9 protein-coding genes, 2 tRNA genes, 3 rRNA genes, 1 pseudogene and 1 riboswitch are annotated in these 19,960 nt (G+C 44.3%); of the genes and pseudogenes, 8 read left to right on the top strand and 7 right to left on the bottom strand.

Annotated elements, in window-relative coordinates; translation table 11 throughout:
* Nucleotides 1-71: 71 nt before the first annotated feature.
* Nucleotides 72-293: riboswitch (cobalamin riboswitch) on the top strand.
* A 37-nt stretch (nucleotides 294-330) separates the two neighbouring features.
* Both btuB and murI read left to right on the top strand, forming a co-directional pair.
* Nucleotides 331-2,154, top strand: a complete 1,824-nt coding sequence (gene btuB, locus OC443_RS17910) for a TonB-dependent vitamin B12 receptor (protein ID WP_073583969.1) — start codon at nucleotides 331-333, stop codon at nucleotides 2,152-2,154.
* Nucleotides 2,155-2,320: 166 nt separating this feature from the next.
* Entirely contained in the window at nucleotides 2,321-3,115 is a 795-nt protein-coding gene (gene murI / locus OC443_RS17905; protein WP_143169353.1) for a glutamate racemase, read from the top strand.
* Here the strand turns inward: murI and OC443_RS17900 are convergent.
* Nucleotides 3,084-3,536, bottom strand: a complete 453-nt coding sequence (locus tag OC443_RS17900) for an RNA recognition motif domain-containing protein (protein ID WP_073583972.1) — start codon at nucleotides 3,534-3,536, stop codon at nucleotides 3,084-3,086. The genes murI and OC443_RS17900 overlap by 32 nt on opposite strands.
* A gap of 546 nt (nucleotides 3,537-4,082) precedes the next feature.
* Here OC443_RS17900 and OC443_RS17895 point away from each other — a divergent pair.
* From OC443_RS17895 to OC443_RS17875, 5 genes are all read left to right on the top strand, one after another.
* A 16S ribosomal RNA gene (locus tag OC443_RS17895) occupies nucleotides 4,083-5,624 on the top strand.
* Between the two features lie 60 nt (nucleotides 5,625-5,684).
* A tRNA-Ile gene (locus OC443_RS17890) sits at nucleotides 5,685-5,761 on the top strand.
* A gap of 290 nt (nucleotides 5,762-6,051) precedes the next feature.
* Nucleotides 6,052-8,939: ribosomal RNA gene (locus OC443_RS17885) — 23S ribosomal RNA — on the top strand.
* Nucleotides 8,940-9,025: 86 nt separating this feature from the next.
* A 5S ribosomal RNA gene (gene rrf / locus OC443_RS17880) occupies nucleotides 9,026-9,141 on the top strand.
* Together the 16S, 23S and 5S rRNA genes with 2 tRNA genes alongside form the textbook arrangement of a ribosomal RNA operon.
* A 62-nt stretch (nucleotides 9,142-9,203) precedes the next feature.
* Nucleotides 9,204-9,280 (top strand) — tRNA-Asp (locus OC443_RS17875).
* 150 nt (nucleotides 9,281-9,430) lie between these two features.
* Here OC443_RS17875 and OC443_RS17870 read toward each other — a convergent pair.
* The 6 genes and pseudogenes from OC443_RS17870 to glnA all read right to left on the bottom strand — a co-directional run bounded on the left by OC443_RS17870 (nucleotide 9,431) and on the right by glnA (nucleotide 17,501).
* Nucleotides 9,431-10,471, bottom strand: coding sequence for an IS481 family transposase (locus OC443_RS17870; RefSeq protein WP_073584295.1), 1,041 nt, complete (start codon nucleotides 10,469-10,471; stop codon nucleotides 9,431-9,433).
* Nucleotides 10,472-10,577: 106 nt separating this feature from the next.
* Nucleotides 10,578-11,560 (bottom strand): annotated as a pseudogene (locus OC443_RS17865) (IS630 family transposase).
* Between the two features lie 308 nt (nucleotides 11,561-11,868).
* On the bottom strand, nucleotides 11,869-13,272 hold the full coding sequence (gene glnG, locus OC443_RS17860) for a nitrogen regulation protein NR(I) (protein ID WP_073586691.1): 1,404 nt from the start codon (nucleotides 13,270-13,272) through the stop codon (nucleotides 11,869-11,871).
* A gap of 21 nt (nucleotides 13,273-13,293) precedes the next feature.
* Nucleotides 13,294-14,343, bottom strand: coding sequence for a nitrogen regulation protein NR(II) (glnL, locus tag OC443_RS17855; RefSeq protein WP_073586690.1), 1,050 nt, complete (start codon nucleotides 14,341-14,343; stop codon nucleotides 13,294-13,296).
* Nucleotides 14,344-14,628: 285 nt separating this feature from the next.
* Entirely contained in the window at nucleotides 14,629-15,960 is a 1,332-nt protein-coding gene (locus tag OC443_RS17850; protein ID WP_073586003.1) for an IS4 family transposase, read from the bottom strand.
* Nucleotides 15,961-16,091: 131 nt separating this feature from the next.
* Nucleotides 16,092-17,501 (bottom strand): glutamate--ammonia ligase, encoded by a 1,410-nt coding sequence (gene glnA, locus OC443_RS17845; protein WP_073585794.1) that lies wholly within the window; start codon nucleotides 17,499-17,501, stop codon nucleotides 16,092-16,094.
* Nucleotides 17,502-18,089: 588 nt separating this feature from the next.
* On the opposite strand from glnA, the gene typA reads away from it, so the two are divergent.
* Nucleotides 18,090-19,919 (top strand): translational GTPase TypA, encoded by a 1,830-nt coding sequence (typA, locus tag OC443_RS17840; protein ID WP_073585795.1) that lies wholly within the window; start codon nucleotides 18,090-18,092, stop codon nucleotides 19,917-19,919.
* Nucleotides 19,920-19,960: the final 41 nt, after the last annotated feature.

Genomic DNA, 19,960 nt, shown 5'->3' with positions numbered 1-19,960 from the left:
TGGAATGTTTATTTATAAGTGTGTTAATGCTTAGTGATTGTTCACATCTGGACATATTTATAAATGCTCAATACTATCTGTTGCCTGTTGGTGCTTCTGAACTGTTCAGAACTGAAAAGGGAATCTGGTGAGAATCCAGAACTGACGCGCAGCGGTAAAAGAGAACAAAGGCTAAGTAAACACTGCACTTAAAATCTTACTGTGTGGGAAGTTAAGCCAGAGGCGATGATCAAATCAGTCTTTTTGTCATCATGCTCTTCAGTCCGAAGACCTGCCAGCAGCCGGAAATGATAGTTTTCCGGACGGACTTACGCGATTTAGGGAATAATGATGAAAAAAACATGTTTAGCGATAGCGGTGGCATCGCTGTTTTCGTATGCAAATTATGCTTGTGCTGATGAAGCGATGATTGTTTCTGCAAACAGATATGAGCAATCTGCAGGAACGACTTTGGCTGATGTTGAGTTAATCACCAGGGAAGATATTGAAAAAAGCCAGGTTAAAAGCCTGCCACAATTATTGCGCCGACTGGTTGGTATTCAGGTCTTTCAAAATGGTGGCAGAGGTCAGAATGCTTCTCTGAGTGTTCGTGGCACTTCTTCTTCTCAGGTATTAGTTTTAGTTGATGGCGTTCGTTTCGCCCGTGCAGCTAAAGGAGCAGTAGACTTTAATCAAATCCCTGTGAATTATATTCAGAGAATTGAGTATATTCGGGGGGCAAGAGCGTCACTCTATGGTTCTGAAGCCATTGGTGGCGTCATTAATATTATTACTGTTGCCCGTTCTGAACGTGAGATTAAAGAAATCAGTGTGGGTCTGGGAAGTCTTGACTATCAAGAGTTCAACGCGGTTGCAGGGTTGCAGACTACAGAAGATAGCCAATTGAATTTAGCTGTCGGCCATGAAAGTACGGATGGTTACAATGTTCACCCTTTAACCGGTGTGAATGATAGTGATAAACACGGCTTTAAAAGCAGCCATGGTTTAATTGGTTATGTTCACCAGGTTAACGATAATATCCAGTTGTTCAGTCATGCCAGAATGTATGAAAACACGTATCAATATGATGGTAGCTTTTCTTCTTACCATAGTTATAAAGAAGCTGAAAAGAAAGACTATGCGTTAACGCTTGGCGGAAATTTTGAGCAGGATAAATTTCACTCTTCACTGATGGCTAATCTACAGCGTCAGCGGGGGTGGAACTATACAAAGTCAACAGGTAAGAGCTCCGGCACAAAAGATAAAGTACATCAGCAAAATATTCAGTGGAACAGTCATTATGAACTGGACCCGGCTGTAACCATTGGTGGTGGTGCTGATTGGCGGAATGAGTCTTATACGGACATCAGTAACGCTAGTAAATTTGATCGTGAAAATTTTGCCGTGTACGGATTTGGTTCCTATCAAAAGGATGAGTTGTTACTGGAGGCGAGTCTTCGGGGAGACCATAACCAGGAATTTGGTGGGAGAACGACATACAACCTGGGGGCTGGGTATCAGTTTATTCCTGAGTTTGGCCTGAAGCTATCTTATGGAACCGCATTTAAAGCGCCGGATTTATACCAGCAATATGATCCGACTTATGGTGAAACAGAACTCAAACCTGAAAAGTCTGAAAATACAGAAATATCATTCGGGGGTGATATAAAAGGAATTGGATGGTCTGTATCAGCATACAATTATAAGATTAATAACCTGATTGACTATAATTCTTCCACATATGTATATACGAATGTAAATGGCGAAACTCGTATTAAAGGTATTGAGTTTACCTCTGAGTTTGAAACCGGAATCATTCAGCATCAGCTCAGTGCAGAGTATAAGCACGCTGAAGATGATAATGGTCAGCAACTTCAACGTCGGGCAAAAGAGATGTACAAATGGAATGCGCTGATTAGTTTCACTCAGCTGGACTGGTCATTCAGCTATCAGTTTGTGGGTGAACGTCCTGATGTTGATTATAGTTCTTACCCATACAACGATATCGTCCTTGGTGGATATTCACTTGTAGATACAGCAATCAGCTATTATGCAAATGAATCGGTGACTATTAATGCCCGTATCGACAATTTATTTGATAAAGACTACGAAACCGCAAAAGGGTATCCATCTCCCGGGCGTGCATATTATCTGAATATCCGTTATGAGTTTTAATTTTGATCATGAGTATTGGTAGTGCAGCGTATGGCTGCACTACCAGCTTATTACCCCTGCTGACTATGCCTTCAGCCTGCACGATGGAGCTAACAGAGAGGCATTGTCATTTTCTTGCTTAAGCGTATTATTCCCGAATGCTTTGTCAGATATAAATCAGTTTAATATCGTGTCCTCATTGGTATCCAATATTCTTATTTTTGACTCCGGAATGGGTGGATTATCTGTCTATCAGGAAATTTATCAGCTTTTACCGCAGCATAATTATATCTATTTATTTGATAATCAGGCTTACCCATACGGTGAGCTATCTTCATCAGTATTACTTGAACGGGTAGAGTCGCTCATTCGCCATATTGTTCAGAGCCATGATATCGATATCGTGATTATTGCGTGTAATACAGCAAGCACGATTGTTCTACCTTCCTTAAGATCAATGCTAAGCATTCCGGTTGTCGGGGTTGTGCCGGCAATAAAGCCCGCTTGTTTGATTGCGAAGTATTGTGTTGGTCTCATTGCAACCCCGGCAACAGTTAAACGGGATTATACTTCAGAGCTGATTAGCAATTTTTCATCCGGAAAAGAAGTTATCAGGTTAGGGACGACAGAGTTGGTTGATATTGCTGAAAGAAAAATGAGAGGAGAGGTGATTGAGATTGCAGAAGTACAGAATGTTCTGCAGCCAATTGTGAATCAGATAGATGTTGCAGTGTTAGGATGTACTCACTTTCCTCTACTGCGGCAAGAAATTCAGATAGTGCTGGGTAAAAATACTCTTCTGGTTGATTCTGGCTATGCGATTGCCAAAAGAGTCAAATTGCTATTGCAAGATGGCGCATCACGTCACTGCCGTAAGCCACTTCTGATGTACGCCAGCGCTATCCCGGATAACCAGGTAGCGCTGAGTCGTACAGTCAGACAATTCGGGTTTAATCAGATTCAACAGCTTCTGATGACTTAGGATCATTTGCCACACGAACTTTCAGGGTTCTGTCCATGTAACTATGTTCATTCAGATTTTCCAATGCTGTCGGGGCATCAGATGAAGGCATTACAACGAAACCAAATCCACGTCGTTTGCCAGTTCGCTTGTCTTTCATTAAGCGGACTGCAAAAACATCGCCATATTGAGAAAATAATGTCTTCACATTCGATTCATTTGCCTTATAAGGTAAGTTTCCCACGTATAGTGTGGTTGTCTTACTTTGAATGGGTTCATTTCCCGGAGCTTTGGCTTCTCGTGAGTTTAGTAAGACAATAGCTGTTGCACCAATGGTACCTGCCAGAAAAGCAATAAATGAGGAAAGCGATATTTGAGATAATAAAGCAACACCGATAATGCTATATGCGGTTACCCATAAAACGGATTTATTTAAATTCATATTGGAATACTACTTATCAATTAATAAGAAAGCTGAATATTTATAAAAAAAAGAACAGATATATGAATCTTACGTTTATGTATGGTGTTTTTCCAACCAATTGCTGTGATTGTCTTCAAAGGTTATAACATTAATTACTTTATATTGCGTGAATATTGTCCAAACAAATAAAAAACAGAAAAAAGTGCTTGCCAGATATAATTACTCCCCTATAATGCGCCCCACTGACACGGGATGGCAACAACAACTGCCTGAACGATGTGAGTCCGGTCAGGGCTAAAGAGAAAAATTTAAAAAAGTGTTTGACACTGAAAATTATCTCGCTAGAATGACCGCCTCTTCGAAGCAACGCTGAGAAGAACAGCTCTTTAACAATATAAACCAATCAATCTGTGTGGGTACTCGTTAATTGATATCTTATAAAAGATTTATCAGTGAGAATGAGTGACCAACAGCTATCAGGAAGCAGCTTTGAGTTGTGGAATGAATAGCGGCACAGTCAATTCAGTAATCACTGAGCCGAAGCTTAGGCTTCAAAAAAAACTTTAATTGAAGAGTTTGATCATGGCTCAGATTGAACGCTGGCGGCAGGCTTAACACATGCAAGTCGGGCGGAAACGAAAGAAAGCTTGCTTTCTTGGCGTCGAGCGGCGGACGGGTGAGTAATGCCTGGGAAATTGCCCTGATGTGGGGGATAACCATTGGAAACGATGGCTAATACCGCATAATGTCTACGGACTAAAGAGGGGGACCTTCGGGCCTCTCGCGTCGGGATATGCCCAGGTGGGATTAGCTTGTTGGTGAGGTAAGAGCTCACCAAGGCGACGATCCCTAGCTGGTCTGAGAGGATGATCAGCCACACTGGAACTGAGACACGGTCCAGACTCCTACGGGAGGCAGCAGTGGGGAATATTGCACAATGGGCGCAAGCCTGATGCAGCCATGCCGCGTGTATGAAGAAGGCCTTCGGGTTGTAAAGTACTTTCAGTGGTGAGGAAGGGGCAGAGTTTAATACGCTTTGCTTTTGACGTTAGCCACAGAAGAAGCACCGGCTAACTCCGTGCCAGCAGCCGCGGTAATACGGAGGGTGCGAGCGTTAATCGGAATTACTGGGCGTAAAGCGCATGCAGGTGGATGATTAAGTCAGATGTGAAAGCCCGGGGCTTAACCCCGGAACAGCATTTGAAACTGGTCATCTAGAGTACTGTAGAGGGGGGTAGAATTTCAGGTGTAGCGGTGAAATGCGTAGAGATCTGAAGGAATACCGGTGGCGAAGGCGGCCCCCTGGACAGATACTGACACTCAGATGCGAAAGCGTGGGGAGCAAACAGGATTAGATACCCTGGTAGTCCACGCCGTAAACGATGTCTACTTGGAGGTTGTGGCCTTGAGCCGTGGCTTTCGGAGCTAACGCGTTAAGTAGACCGCCTGGGGAGTACGGTCGCAAGATTAAAACTCAAATGAATTGACGGGGGCCCGCACAAGCGGTGGAGCATGTGGTTTAATTCGATGCAACGCGAAGAACCTTACCTACTCTTGACATCCATAGAAGCTTGAAGAGATTCGAGTGTGCCTTCGGGAACTATGAGACAGGTGCTGCATGGCTGTCGTCAGCTCGTGTTGTGAAATGTTGGGTTAAGTCCCGCAACGAGCGCAACCCTTATCCTTGATTGCCAGCACTTCGGGTGGGAACTTCAGGGAGACTGCCGGTGATAAACCGGAGGAAGGTGGGGACGACGTCAAGTCATCATGGCCCTTACGAGTAGGGCTACACACGTGCTACAATGGCGGATACAGAGGGCAGCTAACTTGCGAGAGTGTGCGAATCCCAAAAAGTCCGTCGTAGTCCGGATTGGAGTCTGCAACTCGACTCCATGAAGTCGGAATCGCTAGTAATCGTAGATCAGAATGCTACGGTGAATACGTTCCCGGGCCTTGTACACACCGCCCGTCACACCATGGGAGTGGGCTGCAAAAGAAGCAGGTAGTTTAACCTTCGGGAGGACGCTTGCCACTTTGTGGTTCATGACTGGGGTGAAGTCGTAACAAGGTAGCGCTAGGGGAACCTGGCGCTGGATCACCTCCTTAACGATAAAGATACGTTGATGAGTGCTCACACAGATTGATTTGGTTTAGAAAAGAGTCGTTGGGTCTGTAGCTCAGGTGGTTAGAGCGTTCGCCTGATAAGCGAGAGGTCGGTGGTTCGAGTCCACTCAGACCCACCAACAGACATTGTATTTTTAAATGTTTTTTTTTCAAGAATATTTAAAAATAGCCTGTTACTGACAGGCTTAGCTCTTTAACAATTTGGAAAGCTGACAAAACAATCTTTTAGATTGTTTGTAAAAGTTCTCAAAGTATTCAGAAATGAATACACCAACACACATTCAAGTGTTCTTGGCTTCTGCTTTGGCAGAAGAAAAAATTTGAGTCCGGCAAAATCAAAGTCTGCATCATGTTTAAATAATTGCAGACAACCTTGGTTGTTTGACCGCAAGACCCTTTGGGGTTGTATGGTTAAGTGACTAAGCGTATACGGTGGATGCCTTGGCAGTCAGAGGCGATGAAGGACGTACTAACTTGCGATAAGCCCGGATGAGGGAGTAAGACCCACATGAGTCCGGGATTTCCGAATGGGGAAACCCATCTGCATCAGCAGATATCATTTACTGAATACATAGGTAAATGAGGCGAACCGGGGGAACTGAAACATCTAAGTACCCCGAGGAAAAGAAATCAACAGAGATTCCGGCAGTAGCGGCGAGCGACCCCGGATTAGCCCTTAAGTTTTATATGTGTCAGGTGAAGGCTCTGGAAAGTGCCGCGATACAGGGTGACAGCCCCGTAACCGAAGATGCAAATAAGGTGAAAACGAGTAGGACGGGACACGTGATATCCTGTCTGAACATGGGGGGACCATCCTCCAAGGCTAAATACTCCTGACTGACCGATAGTGAACCAGTACCGTGAGGGAAAGGCGAAAAGAACCCCTGTGAGGGGAGTGAAACAGAACCTGAAACCGTATACGTACAAGCAGTAGGAGCCTCTTTAATGGGGTGACTGCGTACCTTTTGTATAATGGGTCAGCGACTTATATTCAGTGGCAAGGTTAACCGGATAGGGAAGCCGTAGCGAAAGCGAGTCTTAACTGGGCGTTCAGTCTCTGGATATAGACCCGAAACCGGGTGATCTAGCCATGGGCAGGTTGAAGGTTGAGTAACATCAACTGGAGGACCGAACCGACTAATGTTGAAAAATTAGCGGATGACTTGTGGCTAGGGGTGAAAGGCCAATCAAACCCGGAGATAGCTGGTTCTCCCCGAAAGCTATTTAGGTAGCGCCTCGGACGAATACTACTGGGGGTAGAGCACTGTTAAGGCTAGGGGGTCATCCCGACTTACCAACCCTTTGCAAACTCCGAATACCAGTAAGTACTATCCGGGAGACACACGGCGGGTGCTAACGTCCGTCGTGGAGAGGGAAACAACCCAGACCGCCAGCTAAGGTCCCAAATTATTGCTAAGTGGGAAACGATGTGGGAAGGCTCAGACAGCTAGGATGTTGGCTTAGAAGCAGCCATCATTTAAAGAAAGCGTAATAGCTCACTAGTCGAGTCGGCCTGCGCGGAAGATGTAACGGGGCTAAGCAATAAACCGAAGCTGCGGCAATGCATTTTATGTATTGGGTAGGGGAGCGTTCTGTAAGCGGTTGAAGGTGTGCTGTAAGGCATGCTGGACGTATCAGAAGTGCGAATGCTGACATGAGTAACGATAATGGGGGTGAAAAACCCCCACGCCGGAAGACCAAGGGTTCCTGTCCAACGTTAATCGGGGCAGGGTAAGTCGACCCCTAAGGCGAGGCTGAAAAGCGTAGTCGATGGGAAACGGGTTAATATTCCCGTACTTCTTACAATTGCGATGGGGGGACGGAGAAGGCTAGATGGGCCTGGCGACGGTTGTCCAGGTTCAAGTGCGTAGGCTTGAAATTCAGGTAAATCCGGATTTCTTTAAGGCCGAGACACGATGTCGGGCTACTAAGGTAGTGAAGTCATTGATGCCATGCTTCCAGGAAAAGCCTCTAAGCTTCAGATTGTAAGGAATCGTACCCCAAACCGACACAGGTGGTCGGGTAGAGAATACCAAGGCGCTTGAGAGAACTCGGGTGAAGGAACTAGGCAAAATGGTACCGTAACTTCGGGAGAAGGTACGCTCCTCATGGTGAAGTCCCTTGCGGATGGAGCTGAGGGGAGTCGCAGATACCAGGTGGCTGCAACTGTTTATTAAAAACACAGCACTGTGCAAAATCGTAAGATGACGTATACGGTGTGACGCCTGCCCGGTGCCGGAAGGTTAATTGATGGGGTTAGCTTAGGCGAAGCTCTTGATCGAAGCCCCGGTAAACGGCGGCCGTAACTATAACGGTCCTAAGGTAGCGAAATTCCTTGTCGGGTAAGTTCCGACCTGCACGAATGGCGTAATGATGGCCACGCTGTCTCCACCCGAGACTCAGTGAAATTGAAATCGCTGTGAAGATGCAGTGTACCCGCGGCTAGACGGAAAGACCCCGTGAACCTTTACTACAGCTTGGCACTGAACATTGAGCCTACATGTGTAGGATAGGTGGGAGGCTTTGAAGTGTGTACGCCAGTATGCATGGAGCCGACCTTGAAATACCACCCTTGTATGTTTGATGTTCTAACTTAGTCCCGTCATCCGGGACAAGGACAGTGTCTGGTGGGTAGTTTGACTGGGGCGGTCTCCTCCCAAAGAGTAACGGAGGAGCACGAAGGTGGGCTAATCACGGTTGGACATCGTGAGGTTAGTGCAATGGCATAAGCCCGCTTAACTGCGAGAGTGACGGCTCGAGCAGGTGCGAAAGCAGGTCATAGTGATCCGGTGGTTCTGAATGGAAGGGCCATCGCTCAACGGATAAAAGGTACTCCGGGGATAACAGGCTGATACCGCCCAAGAGTTCATATCGACGGCGGTGTTTGGCACCTCGATGTCGGCTCATCACATCCTGGGGCTGAAGTCGGTCCCAAGGGTATGGCTGTTCGCCATTTAAAGTGGTACGCGAGCTGGGTTTAGAACGTCGTGAGACAGTTCGGTCCCTATCTGCCGTGGGCGTTGGAGAATTGAAGGGGGCTGCTCCTAGTACGAGAGGACCGGAGTGGACGAACCTCTGGTGTTCGGGTTGTGTCGCCAGACGCATTGCCCGGTAGCTAAGTTCGGAATCGATAACCGCTGAAAGCATCTAAGCGGGAAGCGAGCCCTGAGATGAGTTCTCCCTGGCACTTTAAGTGCTCTGAAGGGTTGTCCGAGACCAGGACGTTGATAGGCAGGGTGTGTAAGCGTTGTGAGGCGTTGAGCTAACCTGTACTAATTGCCCGTGAGGCTTAACCATACAACACCCAAGGGGTTTTGATGGACTCAAATGAAGAACAGATTGAATGTGTAGAGAATAGTCAGTTTTCTGAATTAAAGAATTTGCCTGGCGGCCATAGCGTTGTGGACCCACCTGAATCCATGCCGAACTCAGAAGTGAAACGCAATTGCGCCGATGGTAGTGTGGGGTTTCCCCATGTGAGAGTAGGTCACTGCCAGGCTTTATATACCGGTTAGATGAAGCGGATTATTGTAAGACTTTATCTGACAGACAATCTGAAGTGGAGCGGTAGTTCAGTTGGTTAGAATACCGGCCTGTCACGCCGGGGGTCGCGGGTTCGAGTCCCGTCCGCTCCGCCATTTTAGATTGAATTGCAAGCCTCAGCTGAAAAGCTGGGGCTTTTTTGCGTCTCAAGGATTTTGATACCAATCATACCAATTACATTAATTAAGTTGTACTAGCTCAGACCTGATCTGACAGTTACCCATTTTTTCGGTGCTTTCGTCAGATTAGATTTGAGCTAAATTCTTTTCTGCCCAAATCTTTTTTCCATCCAATAATGTCTCTATCGGTGTCCGCCCACAGCAGACTTTTCCCTGATGAGTTCGAACATTGTTGTAATAATCCAGCCATTCGTCCAGATCTTTTTGCAACTCTTCTAATGAACTGTAGAGCTTTTTCCTGAACGTGACCTGATAAAATTCATTGAGAATCGTTTTGTGGAAACGCTCGCAGATACCGTTTGTCTGAGGATGTCTGGCTTTTGTTTTTGTATGGTCGATATCATTGATAGCCAGATACAGCTGATAATCGTGCTGCTCCACTTTGCCACAGTACTCTGTGCCTCTGTCCGTCAAAATCCTCAGCAGCGGAAGCTGATGGGCTTCAAAGAACGGTAAGACACGATCGTTGAGTAAATCAGCCGATGTGATCGGTGTTTTTGTGGTATAAAGTTTTGCGAAAGCCACTTTGCTGTGAGTATCGACAAAGGTCTGCTGGTAAATCCGGCCAACACCCTTGAGATTACCGACGTAGAATGTGTCCTGTGACCCCAGGTAGCCGGGATGATGCGTCTCGATTTCACCACACACTTCATCATCCTGTTTCTTTTTCTCCAGCGCTGCAACCTGCTCTTCACTTAAAATGATTCCTTCACTGGCGACTTTGGCTTCTAAAGCGGCCAACCGTTTTTTGAAATTCTCCAGATTATTCCGTAGCCAGATCGACCGGACACCACTGCCGGAAACAAAGATTCCTTTCTTACGGAGTTCATTGCTGGTACGCGCCTGACCATGAGCTGGAAATTCGATGGCGTAACTGACGACAGCCTTTTCTGTAGATTCATCAACCCGGTTCTTAATATTGGGTGCTCTGCGGGACTGATTCACTAAGGAATCAATTCCGCCTTGCTCGACAAGCTCCTGATAGCGATAGAACGTGTCCCTGGATACGCCCATAATCTTACATGCCTTGGAAACATTGCCTAATTCTTCCGCCAGATTTAATAAACCCGCTTTGTGTTTGATAATGGGATTGTTAGTATGAAGCATGAGAGTTACCTCTTTTTTGTTTGATTAAAGATTCAGCACCTTTATCAAAACGGGTAACTCTCAACTTTTCAAGAAGATGTGTCAGATTAGGTTGTGACTAATTCAATTAAGTGGTCAGTTTTGTCCAACTCCTAAAGCAGAGTGATACGACTCTGCTTTTGTTCTCTGAAAAACGATTTCAAGCGTCACAAACATTATCCATTCTGCCGTAACCAGCTCCATACTTGCTCTATTGAATTCAGCTCTGGTGAATAGGGCGGGATATGGATAATCGTTAAGTTTGAATACGCTTTAGCAAGATAACTTTGATGCCAGCTCGCTTGATCCATCACGATAACTGAATGTTTTCCCACTGGCGTCGCATCAGAAATAAGCTTTAAATGTTCCCTCATCGCTTCCACATTATTGACTGGTGAGACAATCGCTTCGACTTCTCCTGTATTGATGCAAACAGCGCCGTATAGATAAGCATATTCAAACTGTTGTTGCTGAATGGCTCTGGGTCGCGTTCCCTTTTCTGCCCAAATCCTCGTGGTTGTATTGCGTTGACCAAACCTGACTTCATCTTGGAACCACATGAGTATATCAGCTAAAGCGACATGCCCTGGGATCTTAAGGATCGTTTCGATTTGGAATTTTTTTAAAGTCTTCTTGGGCTTGCGGTGACTGCTTGGGATGTTTAGAGCGAGTGGTGATCCAGCTCAAACCGATATCATGAAGGATACGATAGATATTCGCCTGTCGGTATTGAATGCCAAAATTCTGGGCAATATAAATAGCGATGTCTTTTGCTTGGAGGCGTCCACCGTGCTCTTTGATAGCCGTGTCTGTAACGAATTTTTTAAGTTGGTTTAATTGTTGTTCAGACAATTGATGAGGACGACCGGTATGAGCTTTTTCTTATAGGCCTTCCAATCCAAAATCAAGATAGGCTTTAACCCATTTATTCACGCTTGTTCTACTGACTTTGAGAAACAGAGCGATTTCTGTGCGGCTTTTCCCTTGAGAGAAGTGTGCGAGAGCAAGGTATCGAATGCGTAATCGAGCATTCGAAGTCGATTTGATTAAGTGGCTGAAGTCATGATTCATAGAAGCTCATTTTCTGTGAATCATTAGATCATAAAATTGATGTAATTGGTATTAGATTGGTATAAAGCGTACATCGCCAGACTATTCAGATTTCTCATACTAATTCCACTAATGTGTAGTGACCGAATGATAAAGGCAGCTATAGCCCTAAAATATATCCAGAATATGATTTCAGGGCAAAGAAACCTGACCTTAGGAGCAGATAACCGTAAAATGGTACTATCTGAGAATGACTGAATTAGCTCAAAATTGTCCAATCCATGGATGATCGGAGTACTTTTTATTACGAGTCTTACACCTGGTATCTACTAATATAGTTCTTTGAGTTTTCTGGTGAGAGTGTTTCTGCCCCATCCAAGTACTTTTGCGGCATCTTGCTTATGCCCATTTGTATGATTTAAAGCGGCTTCCAGCAAAATCCTTTCAAATTCTGGCAACGCATAGGAAAGTAATTCTGTTTCCCCGGCTTCAAGGGCTGTTTTGGCCCATACTTCCAGCTGTTTTTGCCATGTAATATCGCTATTTATTTCGATATTCTTTTTCTCTGTCACTAGCTCAGAGGGTAAATCTCCGGGCAGAACCTCGCTGCCACTTGCCATCACTGTTAACCAGCGGCACATATTCTCCAGTTGGCGAACATTACCCGGCCATTCCAAACGATTTAATATTTCAAGTGCCTTGGGATGAAGAGTCTTCATTTCAACGCCAAGTTCTTTTGCGGCTTCAGCCAGGAAATGTTTGGTTAATCGTTCGATATCCTGACGTCTTTCTCTTAATGCAGGAATCTGAATCCGGATAACGTTTAATCGGTGGAATAAGTCCTCCCGGAATTTACCTTGATGGACTAACATCTCAAGGTTTTGATGTGTTGCGGCAACAATTCGGACGTCAACTTTGATAGCGGAATGACCCCCAACTCTGTAAAACTGACCGTCGGCAAGTACTCTGAGTAAGCGTGTCTGGATATCCAGTGGCATGTCACCAATTTCATCAAGAAATAATGTTCCACCATTTGCTTGTTCAAAGCGGCCCTGTCGGACATTGTTGGCACCAGTAAAGGCTCCTTTTTCATGGCCAAACAGTTCAGACTCAATTAAATCTTTGGGGATCGCTGCCATATTCAGAGCAATAAAAGGTTTTTGAGAGCGTGGACTATGTCTGTGTAATGCGTGTGCAACCAGCTCTTTCCCTGTACCAGATTCGCCATTAATCAAAACTGAGATTGAAGAGCGGGACAGTCTGCCTATAGCTCTGAATACTTCCTGCATCGCAGGTGCTTCTCCGATGATCTCCGGAGTATCATCAGCATTAGTGATATGATCTGAGTGCTCTCTTTTCTGTTCCTGGCTATGAGCAATCGCTCTTTCAACCAAGGTTAGTGTTTCATCAACATCAAATGGCTTAGGAAGATATTCAAAGGCACCTTTTTGGTAGGCATTGACTGCTGCATCTAAGTCAGAGTGAGCAGTCATTATAATGATGGGTAATTCTGGAGATGAAGCATGTACCTGATTAAGTAATTCAATGCCATCGATACCGGGCATTCGGATATCTGATACAAGTACATCTGGCGTTTCTCGCTCTAAAGCCATTAATACACTTTCTGCATCAGAAAAGGTTTCACACTTTATATTGGCAGATGACAAAGTTTTTTCCATAACCCAACGGATTGAACTGTCGTCATCAACAACCCAGACATATCCTTTACTCATATCATCTATTCCTTTATATCTTTATTTTATTGGTAAATAAATTGTAAACGCGGTTCTTCCGGGCCAGCTTTCTACATCGATTTTACCGCCGTGTTGATCGATGAGATTTTGAGAAATTGACAGACCTAATCCACTTCCTCCTTCTCTGCCGCTTACCATAGGATAAAAAAGAGTGTCTTGTAGGTCTGAAGGAATTCCCGGCCCATTATCAATGATTTCAATTCGAGCAACTAATTTATGGCGTTGTCCGTGAATATTCGCCTGGTGCACCGTTCTGGTGCGAAGGATTATTTTTCCGTGAGATTGTTTTACCAGGATTTGAGCTGCATTATTTACGATATTCAGTAAGGCTTGTTCTATTTGATCAGTATCCATAATAATGTCTGGCAAACTGGGGTCATAATCCCGTTCTATAACCAGGTTAGCATTAGCATCTAACTCAACGAGTTGCCTGACTTTTTCTAAAATAAGGTGTAGGTTTTCAGAATATTTGTTTCCTGGCTTTTGGGGGCCAAGGAGACGATCAACAAGAGCTCTTAACCGATCAGCCTGCTCTATAATTATCTGAGTATATTCTGTGAGACTTTGGTCAGGTAATGTTCTCTCAAGTAATTGTGCAGCGCCCCTTAACCCTCCAAGTGGATTTTTAATTTCATGTGCTAATCCACGGATTAGTAATTTGGCTGCTTGTTGTTGTGCATGCTGATTTAACTCCTGACTGAGTCTTCTTTGTTGACCTATTTTTCTCATTTCAATCAGAAGCATCAGCTGTTTTTGCCAGGTAATCGGACTTACAGTTACTTCAAGCATTAATGGTTTGCCATCTACGACAAATGTGACATCACTGTCCGTTATACTCTGACCACTTTGTAAAGGCTGAGAAAGTAAAGCGAGGTCCATTGATGCATGTTGAATCAAGTTAGATAAGGGCTGATCAATGATTCTTTTAGCACTTTGTGAGAATAATTGCTCAGCAGATGGATTTGCATATCGAACCCGTAAGGACTCATCCAAAATCAGCGTGGATGTCACAATATTGTTTAATATTGTTTCACAAAGTTCACTACTCATGGAGCACCTTCCAGATTCAAAATAGTTCATTGCACTAAATTGGGGCGTTAATAAATTAGTATGATGTAATAAGGGATAAAAACAAGCCTTTATCTCTGAAATATCATTGAAAACTAATAGTTAATTCGACTATGTTGTGCTGATACAAGACTATCTGCACCTATTTAAGAAGATGCAATTATCTTGCCTGATGAACAAAAAATGAAGAGATCACTCGTGTGAATAGCAAGTTAACAGGCTTGAATATTCAAGGATAAAAAAAACCTGCCGAAAGGCTAACTCCTATCACTTAAGGTGCTTGGAGCGAACTGGATAGCGGGTCTTACTTATACGAACGGTCCTTGATTTGGGCCGTTTTTTTCGCTCAGGCAAGATGTAGCGTTTTACACGTTCACGCATCGCCCTCAGTTTTTTGGGGATCGAGCCTGGTGAAGCTATTGCACACCACATGAGCTCGTCCTGGATATCTCGAAGCGCCATCATAAAACTGATCCGCAAAGGTGATACCCCTGCCTCTTTAGCAATACGGCTTATCTCCAAACGAACAAGGTTGTAGGCGATAAGTATTCCCCATATTTCTTGTTCCACTCCCTCAACTGACTGGCTTCGCAGTAACACTTCATCCTCAAGCATATCGTGCTTTATTTCGCCGTAGCTGTTCTCAACTTCCCACCGCTCAAAATAGACATCAAGCAGAGATTGGAGACTATACTGGCTGTCGGTTAGAGAGGTAAGGAGCCCTTTGATATGGTTGGGTTGCTCTTGCTCCGGGTAAAGAACGAGCCTTGCTTGCCATTTTTCAGGTAGGCTCGGGTCTTGCCTTAATGCATGTTGAGAGACGCTCATCTCCACTATTAAATCTCGACCCTCCTCATCCAGCTGTTCGATAACTTCATACTGAGTATTAGATTTTATCGGGGTCATCCAATGGCTTGAACCGTGTTGTCGTGACCAGTTAATCATCAGCTCTGCACTTAGGTAGCATCGGTCAAAAATAGTAAGGGAGTTGGCAGGAACTGAGGGAATGAGCTGCTTTGCATAGTTCACTTCGCCTGTAGAACTTGGGCCAAAAGCAACATTATAGAGTAGACGGCTGCGTAGGGAGCAAAGTGCACATAATCTGACAATAGGGTATTCGGTATGGCGAGTTTTGCTGTGTTTAACGTAATGAAAATGTTCGGCCAGAGGACTGGTATCATGCGTTCTAAACTGGGTGCCATCGACCGAGAAAAGTCTCAGCCCATACCATGTATCTTTATTGTCTTCCGCACCTGTCCAATGCTCGGCTGTTAAAGAGAATAGGGCTTCGAGAGGTTTGGCTGTTAATCGCTTTCTTGCTTGGGGTATAGCGCTTGGAGCAATGGACTCTCCCAGAGAATTAGAAAGCTTCAGATCTAATTTATCAAGTACATCAGTAATAGGCCGGTCACGGTACAAACCAATTCCAACAACGAGCCAGACTACGAGCTCAGCAGGTAGCTTTCGCCGCCTCATGCTCGCTTTATTTGTTTCATCAAGTGCTTGATTTATCCACTCTAGTGGAAGCTCTTTTTGAAAGAGTGCAAGAGATTCCGGAGAAGCAAAGTCATCAACATCAATAAGCCAGTGAGCCAACATAAAAATACCCTCAAACATAAATGCTTGAGGGTATTTTCAACCAACCACAGGATCGTTCAACTGATCATTTACTTAACTGATCGGAGTTAGCCGAAAGGCAGGTTTTCAGGGTAATCAAATACAAAATAGCATTAAACTGAGTAATACATTTCGAACTCAACAGGGTGAGTTGTCATATTCAGTTTTTCAACATCCTGAGCTTTCAATTCAAGGTAAGAGTCGATGAAGTCATCAGAGAATACACCGCCTTCTGTCAGGAATTCACGATCAGCATCAAGAGCATCAAGAGCTTGTTCTAAAGAAGATGCAACTGTTGGAATTTGAGCAGCTTCTTCAGCTGGCAGATCATATAAGTCTTTATCTGCAGCATCACCAGGGTGAATCTTATTCTTAATTCCATCAAGACCAGCCATAAGCATTGCAGCGAATGCAAGGTAAGGGTTTGCTGTTGGATCCGGGAAGCGAACCTCAATACGGCGTGCTTTAGGACTTGGAACTACAGGGATACGAATTGATGCAGAACGGTTACGTGCTGAATAAGCAAGCATTACCGGTGCTTCGAATCCTGGAACAAGACGTTTGTAAGAGTTTGTTGATGCATTAGCAAATGCGTTAATTGCACGTGCGTGCTTGATAATTCCACCAATGTAGTAAAGCGCTGTTTCAGACAGACCGCCATATTTGTCACCGGCAAACAGGTTTACACCATCTTTAGCCAGAGATTGGTGACAGTGCATACCTGAACCATTATCGCCAACCAGAGGTTTTGGCATAAATGTCGCAGTTTTATCGTATGCGTGAGCCACATTATGAATGACATATTTGTAGATTTGAAGTTCATCTGCTTTGGATGTCAGTGAATTAAAACGACACGCAATTTCGTTTTGACCTGCAGTTGCTACTTCATGGTGATGTGCTTCAACAACTAAGCCCATTTCTTCCATGATCAGACACATTGCAGAACGAATATCCTGAGATGAATCAACCGGAGCTACCGGGAAATAACCGCCTTTAACTCCAGGACGGTGACCTTTGTTACCACCTTCCAGGCTAGAGCCTGAGTTCCATACAGCTTCGACATCATCAATTGAATACATTGCACCAGACATGCCGCTGTTGAACTTAACATCATCAAACAGGAAAAATTCTGGTTCCGGACCGAACAGGACTGTATCGGCAATACCAGTCGCACGCATATAATCTTCAGCTCGCTTAGCAATAGAGCGTGGATCGCGGTCATATCCCTGCATTGTTGCTGGTTCAAGTACATCGCAACGGATATTCAAAGTTGAATCTTCAGTGAACGGATCTAATACTGCAGTTGAAGCATCTGGCATTAAAACCATGTCAGATTCATTAATCCCTTTCCAGCCAGCAACAGAAGAACCATCGAACATTTTACCTTCTTCGAAGAAGTCTGCATCGATTTGGTGAGCAGGAATAGATACGTGCTGCTCTTTACCTTTTGTATCTGTAAAGCGTAAGTCAACAAACTTAACTTCGTTTTCTTGGATCAGCGATAAAACATTTTCTACTGACATCTTGGATAACCTCCAGTGTTAAAAAATCGGTAAAAGCGCAATTCGGTTGGCAAATTAAACTTCAATTAATGTTTACTCATCAGGTTAACTGAAGCTAAAAATCGACAAGCCAAAATCATGCCATGACTATAAATCCTTTTAATTCAATCCATTAGATGCAAAAAGGAGCTTTTGCTATAGATGATTGCACTAAAATGATTCGGGTGTTGCACTAAATTGGGTCACTTATTTTGCGAATGCACCAATTTTGAAAAATATACACATATTCAGCACCATGAATAGGCAATTTGTCAAATCAGATTACTTTGCTTTTTATCTGTTTATGCTTTATGTCAAAAATCAGAATGTAATGGTTATCATTATGATTGGTATAATTGATTTTTCCTGATGCGCTATAGTATTTAGAGAATTGCATGTAACCAATGGTTCATTTTCCATGTTTTATCGCATCTATTCTTGTTTCAGGTCACATATTTCTGGGCATTTCTTCAAAATCTGGTACATTATTGAGCGTTTTTTAACTCTGAAAGGGCATTGTTTGATTGATGATGGAAACAGTGTCCGAACTTAATAAGTGATAGTAAATCCATGACAACTCCACAGATTGATAAATTAAGAAATATTGCAATTATTGCACACGTTGACCACGGGAAAACGACCTTGGTTGACAAGCTGTTACAACAGTCCGGGACTTTACAGTCTCGTGGTGAAGTTGAAGAACGGGTCATGGACTCGAACGATATCGAAAAGGAACGTGGAATAACCATTCTGGCTAAAAATACCGCGATTCGCTGGAACGACTATCGAATCAACATCGTTGATACTCCCGGACACGCCGACTTTGGTGGTGAAGTTGAGCGGATTATGTCGATGGTTGACTGTGTGTTACTGATTGTTGATGCTGTTGATGGTCCGATGCCTCAAACTCGTTTTGTAACTCAAAAGGCATTTGCTCATGGTTTGAAGCCTATTGTTGTGATCAATAAGATTGATCGCCCGGGGGCTCGCCCGGATTGGGTCATGGATCAGGTTTTTGACCTTTTTGATAACCTTGGTGCTACTGACGAGCAGCTGGACTTTCAGGTTGTTTATGCTTCCGCCCTGAATGGCTGGGCTTCCTTAGATGAAGGTGAAACGACCGACAATATGGAAGCGTTATTCCAGGCGATTGTTGATAATGTCGAAGCGCCAAAAGTTGACCTGGAAGGACCACTGCAGATGCAGATTTCTCAGCTCGACTATAGTTCATATGTTGGTGTTATCGGTGTTGCCCGCGTGACCCGGGGTACGGTTAAACCAAACCAGCAAGTGACCATCATTGGTGCTGACGGTAAAACCCGCAATGGTAAAGTTGGTACGGTATTAGGTTACCTTGGCCTGGAGCGGAACGAAGTTGAACAGGCGACTGCAGGTGATATTATTGCTATCACCGGTCTCGGTGAATTAAAAATTTCGGACACCATCTGCGACACAAACGCTGTGGAAGCGATGAAGCCATTGTCTGTTGATGAGCCGACAGTGACAATGACATTCCAGGTCAATACATCTCCATTTGCCGGGAAAGAAGGCAAATTCGTGACTTCACGTAATATTTTAGAACGCTTGGAAAAAGAGTTGGTCCATAATGTGGCATTGCGTGTTGAACAAACTGACGATCCAGATAAATTCCGTGTTTCTGGTCGTGGCGAACTCCATCTCTCAATTTTGATTGAGAATATGCGTCGTGAAGGCTTTGAATTAGCGGTTTCCCGTCCTGAAGTTATCATTAAAGAAGAAAATGGCCAACTGATGGAACCGTTTGAAACGGTAACGATTGATGTATTAGAAGAACATCAGGGCGGAATCATGGAGAATATCGGTTTGCGTAAAGGTGAACTGAAAGATATGTCTCCTGATGGAAAAGGCCGTGTTCGTATGGATTTTGATATGCCATCCCGTGGTTTGATTGGGTTCCAGACGGAATTCATGACACTGACATCAGGTTCGGGTCTGCTTTATCATACGTTCGATCATTATGGCCCACACAAAGGTGGAACAATTGGTCAGCGTAACAATGGTGTTCTGATCTCGAATGCAACTGGTAAGGCACTGACTTATGCGCTGTTTAATCTGCAAGAGCGTGGAAGACTGTTTGCTGAGCATGCTGATGAGGTTTATGAAGGTCAGGTTATTGGTATTCACAACCGATCAAATGATTTGACTGTTAACTGTCTGAAAGGCAAGCAACTAACCAATGTCCGGGCATCCGGTACTGATGAAGCACAGGTACTTTCTCCGGCAATCAAATATACGCTTGAGCAAGCACTGGAATTCATTGACGACGATGAACTGGTGGAAGTAACACCGGAGAACATCAGAATCAGGAAAAAACACCTGACTGAGAATGACAGAAAGCGGGCTGCACGCACTGAAAAATAATCTGACACTGTTTTGTGGATGTAAGGGTGAAAGTTTTTTCA

Origin of the sequence: Vibrio quintilis (assembly GCF_024529975.1) — a bacterium.
Taxonomy (GTDB): Bacteria; Pseudomonadota; Gammaproteobacteria; order Enterobacterales; family Vibrionaceae; genus Vibrio; species Vibrio quintilis.
This window is presented reverse-complemented; position numbering and strand designations above follow the sequence as displayed.